Here is a 12,902-nt window from a genome sequence, read left to right on the forward strand (position 1 = left end):
AAACTTTTTATATCAAATTTCCAAGATTGTACCCTTTTTTGTTTAGCGACCATAGCGCTGTGGCCCCACCTGATCCCATTCCGAACTCAGAAGTGAAACGCAGTTGCGCCGATGGTAGTGTGGGAGTTCCCATGTGAGAGTAGGACATTGCTAAACTTCTATTTAAGTTTCGATAATGAAACGCAAACGCCGATGGCCGTGTGACTTATGTTGCAGTTAAGCCCATGTGAGAGCGTAGCGGGACATTGCTAAACTTCTAATTTGTGCTTTGGCACACGAGAAGCCCGTCACAATGGTGACGGGCTACTTGAGAAACACTATTTTTTAACTTAATTGCTTGGTAAATAAGCAGATTAAGGTAAAAAATAAGGTTTTATAAAACGCTTACTTTTATATAAGATTAAGTGTTGACATTAAAACTAGGAAGCGTACAATGCGCATCCTGCTTCGGGCAAACGGCAACGTTAGCAAGGAGTGAAGGTACTTAGCGAATGCGACTAAGACCTCTTTTCTTTAACAATTAGTTATCATGCAATTTGTGTGGACACTCACATTAATGTTGTTTTACATAGTTTTCCTTTCGGGGAGAACAAAAACGCTTAATGAATGATGTTCATGCAAATAAATATAAGTTACTTATTTCTAGCGGGATAGGTAGCGACTATGTAATGCGATATCAACTTCGGTTGGTATCACGACAGAATTCATTGAGCAGTAACACATCGCTTGCGATGAGGTTACACAAACGATTTTTAATTGAAGAGTTTGATCATGGCTCAGATTGAACGCTGGCGGCAGGCTTAACACATGCAAGTCGAACGGTAACATGAACTAGCTTGCTAGTTTGATGACGAGTGGCGGACGGGTGAGTAATGCTTGGGAATATGCCTTGGAGTGGGGGACAACAGTTGGAAACGACTGCTAATACCGCATAACGTGCTTTTTGTAGTGAAAAGTACCAAAGGGGGGGATCTTCGGACCTCCCGCTTCTTGATTAGCCCAAGTGAGATTAGCTAGTTGGTAAGGTAAAGGCTTACCAAGGCGACGATCTCTAGCTGGTTTGAGAGGATGATCAGCCACACTGGGACTGAGACACGGCCCAGACTCCTACGGGAGGCAGCAGTGGGGAATATTGCACAATGGGCGAAAGCCTGATGCAGCCATGCCGCGTGTGTGAAGAAGGCCTTCGGGTTGTAAAGCACTTTCAGTTGTGAGGAAAGGTGGTGATTTAATAAATCATCACTGTGACGTTAGCAACAGAAGAAGCACCGGCTAACTTCGTGCCAGCAGCCGCGGTAATACGAGGGGTGCAAGCGTTAATCGGAATTACTGGGCGTAAAGCGTTCGTAGGCGGTTATTTAAGCAAGATGTGAAAGCCCAGGGCTCAACCTTGGAACTGCATTTTGAACTGGGTAACTAGAGTACTGTAGAGGGTGGTGGAATTTCCAGTGTAGCGGTGAAATGCGTAGAGATTGGAAGGAACATCAGTGGCGAAGGCGGCCACCTGGACAGATACTGACGCTGAGGAACGAAAGCGTGGGGAGCGAACAGGATTAGATACCCTGGTAGTCCACGCCGTAAACGATGTCAACTAGCCGTTCGTGGACTTGATCCGTGAGTGGCGCAGCTAACGCACTAAGTTGACCGCCTGGGGAGTACGGCCGCAAGGTTAAAACTCAAATGAATTGACGGGGGCCCGCACAAGCGGTGGAGCATGTGGTTTAATTCGATGCAACGCGAAGAACCTTACCATCCCTTGACATCCTCAGAAGCCAGTAGAGATACAGGCGTGCCTTCGGGAACTGAGTGACAGGTGCTGCATGGCTGTCGTCAGCTCGTGTTGTGAAATGTTGGGTTAAGTCCCGCAACGAGCGCAACCCCTATCCTTATTTGCCAGCGCGTTATGGCGGGAACTCTAAGGAGACTGCCGGTGATAAACCGGAGGAAGGTGGGGACGACGTCAAGTCATCATGGCCCTTACGGGATGGGCTACACACGTGCTACAATGGCAGGTACAGAGGGCTGCAATACCGCGAGGTGGAGCGAATCCCACAAAGCCTGTCGTAGTCCGGATCGGAGTCTGCAACTCGACTCCGTGAAGTCGGAATCGCTAGTAATCGTGGATCAGAACGCCACGGTGAATACGTTCCCGGGCCTTGTACACACCGCCCGTCACACCATGGGAGTGGGATGCAAAAGAAGTGGCTAGTTTAACCTTCGGGAGGACGGTCACCACTTTGTGTTTCATGACTGGGGTGAAGTCGTAACAAGGTAACCCTAGGGGAACCTGGGGTTGGATCACCTCCTTATCTTGAAGTAAAATTGCTTAATGAGAGCTTCGGTTCTACGAGTGTTCACACAAATTACATGATAACAAAAATGAAGAAGAACCAACCCACTAAAGCTTTTATGTTTTAGGCGGAGTTAATTTTCTTTACTTCAAGGCGCTTGAACATTGAAGGAATGAATGTAGATAACTACATGATTGACTGAGATGCGAATACAACGATGAAGTTAAGTAAAGGAATTCGCATAAATGGGGCTATAGCTCAGCTGGGAGAGCACCTGCCTTGCACGCAGGGGGTCAGCAGTTCGATCCTGCTTAGCTCCACCATTTAATTTTACTCTGCGTTAGTTCGCAGCTCGTGTAGTAAACTACACGTCGCTACCAACTGCCTTGATTAAAAGTAAATGGATATTTTCTTCTTCAATAAAAAGAGAATAGAAGCCAAATTTAAGCTTAACTTTTAAAGTTATTTTAAATTTGGTTTTTTTAAACCACTTTTTAAGCGAATGTGCCTTAAATTGAAGTTCTTTAACAATCTGGAAAGCTGATATAAATATCGGTATTTATGTCGTAACGAACGGTGTCGCGCTGAACGTTGCAATGATATAAATACCAACAAAAGCGATGCAATCTCTCCCAAGAGGTTGTATCAACATTCGATTGATGTCTACTCGACATTGATTGTCTTATCAAGTAACTCATCTTATATGAACCTTTCGAGGTAAGTATATTGAGTACGTGAAAATGTCAGACTTTACAATTAGTTCGGATTAGTCTCCGAACATTCTAGTAAAATGTTTTATCTTTTGTTTTACAATAAATAATTCATTTCGACGGGGTTTGTGCTTTAAACAAGGCGCTTAGATATGAAGTGTAGTTTGTTCTACACGAATATTTAAGCAACGAAGATTAAAGGTCAAATAACAAGAAACTACTTAGGGTTGTATGGTTAAGTGACTAAGCGTATGTGGTGGATGCCTTGGCAGTTAGAGGCGATGAAGGACGTGTTAATCTGCGAAAAGCTCAGGTAAGGTGATAACAACCGTAATAGCCTGAGATGTCCGAATGGGGAAACCCACTTAGCATAAGCTAGGTATCGTTAACTGAATACATAGGTTAACGAGGCAAACCGGGAGAACTGAAACATCTAAGTACCCCGAGGAAAAGAAATCAACCGAGATTTCGTTAGTAGCGGCGAGCGAACGCGAATCAGCCCTTAAGCTTATTGGGCGCTAGTGGAATCTACTGGAAAGTAGAACGATACAGGGTGATAGTCCCGTACACAAAAGCAACCTTTAAGTGAAATCGAGTAGGACGGAGCACGTGAAACTTTGTCTGAATATGGGGGGACCATCCTCCAAGGCTAAATACTACTAACTGACCGATAGTGAACCAGTACCGTGAGGGAAAGGCGAAAAGAACCCCTGTGAGGGGAGTGAAATAGAACCTGAAACCGCATACGTACAAGCAGTGGGAGCCAAATTTAGTTTGGTGACTGCGTACCTTTTGTATAATGGGTCAGCGACTTATATTCTGTAGCAAGGTTAACCGATTAGGGGAGCCGTAGCGAAAGCGAGTGTTAACTGCGCGTTTAGTTGCAGGGTATAGACCCGAAACCCGGCGATCTACCCATGGGCAGGTTGAAGGTTGAGTAACATCAACTGGAGGACCGAACACACGTATGTTGAAAAATGCGGTGATGACTTGTGGGTCGGAGTGAAAGGCTAATCAAGCCGGGAGATAGCTGGTTCTCCCCGAAATCTATTTAGGTAGAGCCTCGGACGAATACCATTGGGGGTAGAGCACTGTTAAGGCTAGGGGGTCATCCCGACTTACCAACCCTTTGCAAACTCCGAATACCAATGAGTACTATCCGGGAGACACACTGTGGGTGCTAACGTCCATTGTGAAGAGGGAAACAACCCAGACCGCCAGCTAAGGTCCCAAAGTACTAGTTAAGTGGGAAACGATGTGGAAAGGCATAGACAGCTAGGAGGTTGGCTTAGAAGCAGCCATCCTTTAAAGAAAGCGTAATAGCTCACTAGTCGAGTCGGTCTGCGCGGAAGATGTAACGGGGCTAAACTAGTCACCGAAGCTGCGGATTTGCAATTTATTGCAAGTGGTAGGGGAGCGTTCTGTAAGCCGTTGAAGGTAGATTGAGAAGTCTGCTGGAGGTATCAGAAGTGCGAATGCTGACATGAGTAACGATAAGGGGAGTGAAAAACTCCCCCGCCGAAAGACCAAGGTTTCCTGTCCCATGTTAATCAGGGCAGGGTAAGTCGGCCCCTAAGGCGAGGCGGAAACGCGTAGTCGATGGGAAACAGATTAATATTTCTGTACTTCATTATATTGCGAAGGAGGGACGGAGTAGGCTAGGTGAGCACGGCGTTGGTAGTCCGTGTGAAAGGCTGAAGGTTGGGAGATTAGGTAAATCCGGTCTCCTCCTTTTATTAGGAAAACTGAGAGCTGAGACGAGTCACTACGGTGATGAAGTCATTGATGCCACACTTCCAGGAAAAGCTTCTAAGCTTCAGATATAGTGGAACCGTACCCCAAACCGACACAGGTGGTTGGGTAGAGAATACTAAGGCGCTTGAGAGAACTCGGGTGAAGGAACTAGGCAAAATAGTACCGTAACTTCGGGAGAAGGTACGCTGGTATAGGGTGAAGGAACTTGCTTCCGGAGCCTAAACCAGTCGAAGTAACCAGGTGGCTGGAACTGTTTATTAAAAACACAGCACTGTGCAAAATCGAAAGATGACGTATACGGTGTGACGCCTGCCCGGTGCCGGAAGGTTAATTGATTCGGTTAGACTTAGGTCGAAGCTGATGATCGAAGCCCCGGTAAACGGCGGCCGTAACTATAACGGTCCTAAGGTAGCGAAATTCCTTGTCGGGTAAGTTCCGACCTGCACGAATGGCGTAATCATGGCCACACTGTCTCCACCCGAGACTCAGTGAAATTGAATTTGCGGTTAAGATGCCGTATACCCGCGGCTAGACGGAAAGACCCCGTGAACCTTTACTATAGCTTGACAGTGAACATTGCTCCTACATGTGTAGGATAGGTGGGAGGCTATGAAACCATGTCGCTAGATGTGGTGGAGCCAACCTTGAAATACCACCCTTGTATGCGTGATGTTCTAACCTAGGGCCGTAATCCGGCTTGGGGACACTGTCTGGTGGGTAGTTTGACTGGGGCGGTCTCCTCCCAAAGAGTAACGGAGGAGCACGAAGGTTGGCTAAGTACGGTCGGACATCGTACGGTTAGTGCAATGGCATAAGCCAGCTTAACTGCGAGACAGACACGTCGAGCAGGTACGAAAGTAGGTCATAGTGATCCGGTGGTTCTGTATGGAAGGGCCATCGCTCAACGGATAAAAGGTACTCCGGGGATAACAGGCTGATACCGCCCAAGAGTTCATATCGACGGCGGTGTTTGGCACCTCGATGTCGGCTCATCACATCCTGGGGCTGAAGTCGGTCCCAAGGGTATGGCTGTTCGCCATTTAAAGTGGTACGCGAGCTGGGTTTAGAACGTCGTGAGACAGTTCGGTCCCTATCTGCCGTGGGCGTTTGAGAATTGAAGAGGGCTGCTCCTAGTACGAGAGGACCGGAGTGGACGAACCACTGGTGTTCGGGTTGTCATGCCAATGGCATTGCCCGGTAGCTACGTTCGGAACTGATAACCGCTGAAAGCATCTAAGCGGGAAGCAGGCTTTGAGATGAGTTCTCACTGGGACTTTAAGTCCCCTAAAGGGTCGTTGGAGACTACAACGTTGATAGGTCAGGTGTGTAAGGACTGCGAGGTCTTGAGCTAACTGATACTAATTGCCCGTGAGGCTTAACCATACAACACCCAAGTAGTTTTTGACTATAAAGTGTGTGTGAGACTGACATAAATATATAAAACACGTACTCGTGTTACTTGAATTGCTTTTGTAAACTTTTTATATCAAATTTCTAGATTGACCCTTTTTTGTTTAGCGACCATAGCGCTGTGGCCCCACCTGATCCCATTCCGAACTCAGAAGTGAAACGCAGTTGCGCCGATGGTAGTGTGGGAGTTCCCATGTGAGAGTAGGACATTGCTAAACTTCTATTTGTGCTTAGGCACTGAGAATCCCGATTCGAAAGAGTCGGGCTTTTTACTGTCTGGGATTTGAAACAATTAATAATAAGCGCGAATAAATTCCCGCCTACAGTATGAGAGCTGTGTAGGCGGGATTTCAATCGCGCAAGGTAATAGCGCCGAAGATAGTAAGCGTGTGGGTGTTTTCTCTTTATGTGAGAGTAGGACATTCTCGATTTCTATTAAGAAAAGCCCGCAACATTGTTGCGGGCTTTTTCTGTCTGGGATTTGAAACAATCACTAATAAGCGCGAATAAATTCCCGCCTACAATATGAGAGCTGTGTAGGCGGGATTTCAATCGCGCAAGGTCGCGCAAGGTAATAGCGCCGAAGATAGTAAGCGTGTGGGTGTTTTTCTCCTTATGTGAGAGTAGGACATTCTCGATTTCTATTAAGAAAAACCCGCAACATTGTTGCGGGCTTTTTCTGTCTGGGATTTGAAACAATTACTAATAAGCGCGAATAAATTCCCGCCTACAGTATGAGAGCTGTGTAGGCGGGATTTCAATCGCGCAAGGTCGCGCAAGGTAATAGCGCCGAAGATAGTAAGCGTGTGGGTGTTTTTCTCTTTATGTGAGAGTAGGACATTCTCGATTTCTATTAAGAAAAGCCCGCAACATTGTTGCGGGCTTTTTCTGTCTGGGATTTGAAACAATTAATAATAAGCGCGAATAAATTCCCGCCTACAGTATGAGAGCTGTGTAGGCGGGATTTCAGTCGCGCAAGGTAATAGCGGTGGAGGTGTAAGCGTGTGGGTGTTTTTCTCTTTATGTGAGGTCACTCCTGTGCATCAGGATAATAAGCTCAGGATAATATGCTCCTGCATTATCCTAATAAGTGGCATCCATGCCACGTCTGCATTATCTTATAAGGTACGTCCTGTACCGTCTGCATTGTCAAATAAATTACATCAATGTAACGTCATGATACTTATGATATTAGTGCATCAATTCACGGTTTCTATTAAGAAAAGCCCGATTCATAAGAGTCGAGCTTTTTGCTATCTGGGATTTGAAACAATCACTAATAAGCGCGAATAAATTCCCGCCTACACGACCAAACGAAGATCCCCGCCTAAAGTACCAAACGTATTTTCGCCGATGCTTCCCTGATCAAAGTCATCTCTTAAATATTCCAATCGACTTACCATAAAATATACGTTACGTTGTGGTCATACCAGATATTAACAGTAGAAGCAGATTGTATATGACTAAGCAGAGCATAGATAAACGCATTGAATTGCAGATAACCGATAATATTGCCCATGTCAGGTTTAATAGGGCTGAAAAACATAATGCTCTTGATATGCCAATGTTTTATGCTATCCGTGAGACTATTAAACGCTTGCAGCGTGATCGTTCGATAAGAGCGGTTATTGTTGAGGGTAAAGGTGAAGATTTTTGTTCCGGCTTAGACCTTAAAGCGGTAATGAAGTCGGCCAAGGCACCATTACAGCTACTGTTCAAATGGTTACCTTGGCAAGCTAATTTAGCTCAGTACGTTTCTGTTGGTTGGAGAAAGATACCTGTACCTGTGATCATGGTTATTCATGGTCGTTGTTGGGGCGGAGGTTTGCAAATTGCTTTGGGTGGCGACTTCCGTATTGCTGCTCCTGATAGTTCCATTGCAATTATGGAGTCTCGTTGGGGCTTAATCCCAGATATGGGCGGAACTGTTGCGTTAAAGGAAATACTTAACTTAGATGTAGCTAAAGAGCTTGCTATGACAGGAGCCATTATTAATGGCGAGCAAGCGCTCGGCTATGGACTCGTTACCCATGTAGATGAAGATCCCTATGGCAAAGCCTTACAACTGGCACAAACCATTTGCCAGCAGTCACCCGATGCTGTCGCCGCGACCAAAAAACTTTATAACAAAAGTTGGTGGAGTAAACCCGGTTTTGCTCTCGCTAGAGAGTCTTATTATCAAATAAAAATTTTATTGGGCCGGAACCGAAAAATTAAAACCTATAACCAACTTAATCAAGATAAAAAACCAAGAGCGTTTATTAACCGACAAAACTGGTAACCATTCTCGTGGTGGCTTAGTCGGACGGTACCGGACGTACCTTATAAGATAATGCAGACGTGGCATGGATGCCACTTATGAAGATAATGCAGGAGCACATTATCCTGAGTAATTATCTTGAGCATATTCTCCTGAATCCAAGTCTACCTTGTCCTGAAACAAGAACATGGATCTTCGATAAGAGAACTCGAAGATGACGAATGCCGTAGGCGGGAACTTGTTCGCGCTAATACCTGTTAGCGTTTTCAAACAAGCGCGATTGAAATCCCGCCTACATATGCCCCTAACCTGTAGGCGGGAATTTATTCGCGCATCACTTAGGAGTTCATTCGCGCTTTGGGCTGGATCTTCGACAAGAGAACTCGAAGATGACAACATTGGGCAAGAGCACTCGAAGATGACGAATGCCGTAGGCGGGAACTTGTTCGCGCTAATACCTGTTAGCGTTTTCAAACAAGCGCGATTGAAATCCCGCCTACATATGCCCCTAACCTGTAGGCGGGAATTTATTCGCGCATCACTTATAAATATATTCGTGCTTTGGGCTGGATCTTCGATAAGAGACCTCGAAGATGACAACATTGCCCAGAGCACTCGAAGATGACGAATGCCGTAGGCGGGAACTTGTTCGCGCTAATACCTGTTAGCGTTTTCAAACAAGCGCGATTGAAATCCCGCCTACATATGCCCCTAACCTGTAAGCGGGAATTTATTCGCGCATCACTTAGAAATTTATTCGCGCTTTAGCTAACGTGCTTGACTAACGCGCTTGATAATACGCTTGTCTTAAGCGATTCGAATTTTCATAAATATACTCACTGCCTAAACGGTTGTTATTATAAAAAGTACTATCAAGGTTATAAAACAGCTGGGTACTATCGCCACTGCCTGGTGTGAGGTTGTTATGACTTTTTCCTACCAGTGTATTCACTGAATACTGCCATTTAGGCTTGCCCCTTACCTGAAAATATTTATTATTGTAATCTTTACGTGGCGTTAATGGTATTGAAAAACCCAGGCCAATAAATTGGTTGGCTTCTTCATTATCTACCTTGGTATCTTTATAGGTTAAGTTAAGGGTAACATCGCCAAACAGTCGCTCTAATTTAACCACAACACCTTTATCTTGTTGCCAATATTGTCCAACCTGTACTTCCGCCGAGGCGTTAAAATGTGCGTTATAATATCGGTACTTAGCGACTATAACATCTCTTTGTTGCGGCTCTGCTTTCTTCCAACAGGTAGGGAATAAAATATTACAGCCTTGATAATGCTCTCTTTCCGGTGTGATTTGGTTTTCATACCTTGCGGTTAATAAGTTGATTTTATGACTACCAGCAAAACTTTGCCAGCGTACTTCGTTGGCAAGGTAATTATAAGTATCACGATACCTGCCCACAGAAGCCATGTTCTTTATCGAGTAGGGTAATGCAAAGGTCTGATGGACGCTGTATTGTTTCAGCCCCGTTGTTTGTTTGTCATCAGCAAAAAATTCGCCATCTTTAAAGTTTGTGGTTTCCGCTATTTGTTTGGTGTGTTGCGCGGTTATGGTAGCACCAGGCCATAATGGCACTTCAAGGTGGCTAATCAAAGCGAGGGACGCATCAAATACACCAAACTCAGTACCAACTCTCGTTACAAGGCCAGGCCAAAAAGTAATACGAGGTTTAAACCATAGACTATTACTATCCTGTAGAGCCGCTGTGGTATTTATTCGTTGGCTGCCAAAAGTATCAGTAGATATATCAAGCTTTAATGGCTGATTATCGGTTAAGAAGGCATCATATTCAGCTAAGCTACCTTTAACCACAAGAATAGGTATTTCTCGTTCTTTCAGTACCAGTTTAAAGTGCGAGTAATTGTGTTGAATATGTTTACTGAGAATGCCCAAAGCCACGCCAAGCCCATCTATTTGGTTGCGGTTATAAACGTGGTTTTCTAGTTCTACATAGACGGTATTATAATCAGCTTCAGCAACTTCAATCGCTTCAAAACCTTCCTTAGCCAGTAGTTCTAGAACTAGTAAACGTTCAGCAGTAGCAGAACGTTCGATAACGCCAGACTGCACATCTAAGGGGGAATATGCTTGAGTATGTACTAAGTTGCTGTTTTGCTCGCGGTATGGCGATGAAGTATTAGCGCCATTAAAATCCAGGGGAATAGTTAATCCTAGCCCATAATAAAAATCATCTTTTAGCGCTTCGTTGCTACTTGATACCAGTAGGTCGGTAGTTAATTGTATGCCACTATTAAGCCAGCTTTTAGGTGATGATATATGTAAAGCTAATTGTGTGTCGGCGGCATCATATTCTGCCGAGAGCTTTACCCACTCATAAGGTTGCCAAGCAATACCAGCAAAAACGCCATCTAGTCGGCCTTGGTTTGAGTCACTTTTACCCAAGCCTAGGGAAACATTAACGTCATCAAAAAGGTTTTTTGAAGCGACAACATATTGAGCATCAAAGTAGTTGGCAGCGCCACCGACATCTTGCATGCCAAGCGCTAAACTAAACCAATCTTTGGGAATAAAAGGCATACCTAGTTTGATATTTGCTGATAAATCTGTCGGACCACTGCCACTAACCGAGTCTTTGTACTCAGCTAAGCGTCCAGAAACTTCAACATATTCCCACAAACCAATACCAAAGTTATAATTATCACCATGGCGATAACCATCCCTGGTTTCCACTTGATTGCCATATTGTAGGTAAAAGGTGCCTTCAGTAAATAATGTCGCCGTGGGGGTGTTTATTAAACCACTATAACCTTGAAAAGACATGCTTGCCTTAGGCTCAGCAGCAACAGTAACAACGGGGAGCAAAGCCAATGCAAAAAGAATACAGCGCTTCATATAAACAAATCCTAGCAAGGTGAATTACAACAAGAAAAGTGGTAAGTAAAACAAGTAGTGTCGAAGGTAAAGTAGTAAGTAAAGTGAGAAATAATAAATGTTTAGCACATAAAAAACCCGCCAAGTGGCGGGTTTTATTAAACTATGGCTAAACTAGCCTTCGCCACCAGTACCACCGGTACCAACAACTATCTCACCAATAATTTTGGTAATTTCTTCTGGAACAACTTGGGCAGGTATAGGTTTAAAATCAATTTTTCCATCAGGGTCTACTAATGTTAAAATCTCTGCAGCTTGAATGGAAATCTCAGCTTGTACTAAATTAATTCGATTCATCGCTACTGAGTTATCAGCACCTAAATCAACACCAGGGTTTTCAAAAATAGCTGTTGCTATCTCGTTAACACTTTCAAAATATTTCTTTATCGAATAACCTACGGTAGATACAGTTGAGCCATCAGTAATTACATTAATATTAGCTAATGATGCGTTGACTAAAGTTAAGGTTGAAGCATTAATGTTATCAGTTGGTACATTTTCTGATACTGAAGCATCGACAATGTTTAGCGAAAATAAATCAACACCAGCAAGGTCTACACCGATAATAGCACCAACAACTTCTGAACCGGCAATTTTTAATGCTGTTGCTTTTTCAGCAGTTAAGTTACTCAAGTCAATAGCAGTACCTTCAACAGATGCTGCAGCGAGGATAGCGTCTGTTGCCATAGTGCTTAAAGCATTTACATTTACTGCAGCAGCATCCGATACTTCGCTATCAGCGAAAGTAAAGCTAGATAAAACTAAACCATCTAGGTCAGTAGCTTGTACCAGGTCACCTCGGAGAACTTCACCACATTTTACTGCAGCATCACAAATCATAGTTGTATCGTCATCAGCAGTAACTTTAACGACATAAGCACCCGAAATTTGTCCGCCAGTAGTATCGGTAAGTGTCAACGTATAAGAACCATCAGTGCCCGTTTGTACCGAATCGCCGATTGCAGTAGTAAGATCAGCAGCACTAAATAATGTAACAGTGGCGCCTATTAATGTCCCTTTAACCGCTCCGCCTGAGATTTCTAATGTTGTTGGTGGTGGTATATCAACCACAGGTGGAGTTTTTTTATCATTGTGACAAGCGGTTAAAGCCAAAGCGATACTGGCAGCTAGCGTGGCGCGAACTATTTTTTTCATTTTTAATTGCCTTATAAATGTATATAATTATGAGTTGCTTATTAGCAGAGAATTCTATAGTGACGAGTGGCTTATTACTATAGAATTCAGTGTAATGTACAAAGTCTATTGTAGTTGGTAGATGTTAGATGAAGAGCGTAATTTATACAAGCTAATTTATCGTGACAGAAACGACGAAAATAGTGGTGATATTGCTTTGTCTATTTACCAATAAATGAGTGGTATTTATCAAGGTAAAAACAGCTTCAACAACCAGCCCACAAGTCATTCCCGTGGTTACTTAGTCGGGAATTCTGTAGGCGGGAATTTATTCGCGCATCACTTAGACATTTATTCGTGCATCACTTAGAGATTTATTCGCGCTTTGGGCTGGATCTTCGACAAGAGAACTCGAAGATGACAAGCATCAA

Annotated in this window: 3 protein-coding genes, 1 tRNA gene and 4 rRNA genes; 6 read left to right on the forward strand and 2 right to left on the reverse strand. The window is 44.1% G+C overall.

Features of this window, described 5'->3' with window-relative positions; all coding sequences use genetic code 11:
* The first annotated feature begins 41 nt into the window (after positions 1-41).
* From rrf (CMT41_RS02155) to CMT41_RS02180, 6 genes are all read left to right on the forward strand, one after another.
* A 5S ribosomal RNA gene (gene rrf / locus CMT41_RS02155) occupies positions 42-156 on the forward strand.
* Positions 157-753: 597 nt separating this feature from the next.
* Positions 754-2,309 (forward strand): 16S ribosomal RNA (locus CMT41_RS02160).
* A gap of 229 nt (positions 2,310-2,538) precedes the next feature.
* A tRNA-Ala gene (locus CMT41_RS02165) sits at positions 2,539-2,614 on the forward strand.
* 620 nt (positions 2,615-3,234) lie between these two features.
* A 23S ribosomal RNA gene (locus tag CMT41_RS02170) occupies positions 3,235-6,139 on the forward strand.
* Positions 6,140-6,269: 130 nt separating this feature from the next.
* Positions 6,270-6,384 (forward strand): 5S ribosomal RNA (gene rrf, locus CMT41_RS02175).
* The 16S, 23S and 5S rRNA genes sit together here with 1 tRNA gene alongside, the layout of an rRNA operon.
* Positions 6,385-7,625: 1,241 nt before the next feature.
* Entirely contained in the window at positions 7,626-8,447 is an 822-nt protein-coding gene (locus CMT41_RS02180) for a crotonase/enoyl-CoA hydratase family protein (RefSeq protein WP_058026210.1), read from the forward strand.
* 760 nt (positions 8,448-9,207) lie between these two features.
* Here the strand turns inward: CMT41_RS02180 and CMT41_RS02190 are convergent.
* Positions 9,208-11,298 carry a YjbH domain-containing protein gene (locus CMT41_RS02190; protein WP_058026212.1) on the reverse strand — a complete coding sequence of 697 codons (2,091 nt, stop codon included), beginning with the start codon at positions 11,296-11,298 and terminating at the stop codon, positions 9,208-9,210.
* 153 nt (positions 11,299-11,451) lie between these two features.
* A complete protein-coding gene (locus tag CMT41_RS02195) occupies positions 11,452-12,492 on the reverse strand; it encodes a hypothetical protein (protein ID WP_058026213.1) in 1,041 nt (346 codons plus the stop codon).
* Positions 12,493-12,902 lie beyond the last annotated feature (410 nt).

Origin of the sequence: Colwellia sp. MT41 (genome assembly GCF_001444365.1) — a bacterium.
In the GTDB taxonomy this organism is placed as follows: domain Bacteria; phylum Pseudomonadota; class Gammaproteobacteria; order Enterobacterales; family Alteromonadaceae; genus Colwellia; species Colwellia marinimaniae.

Excerpts from the sequence above, each read along its gene's own strand:
- CMT41_RS02180 (WP_058026210.1), top strand. The coding sequence starts at position 7,626 with ATGACTAAGCAGAGCATAGATAAACGCATTGAATTGCAGATAACCGAT.
- CMT41_RS02195 (WP_058026213.1), bottom strand. The coding sequence starts at position 12,492 with ATGAAAAAAATAGTTCGCGCCACGCTAGCTGCCAGTATCGCTTTGGCT.
- CMT41_RS02190 (WP_058026212.1), bottom strand. The coding sequence starts at position 11,298 with ATGAAGCGCTGTATTCTTTTTGCATTGGCTTTGCTCCCCGTTGTTACT.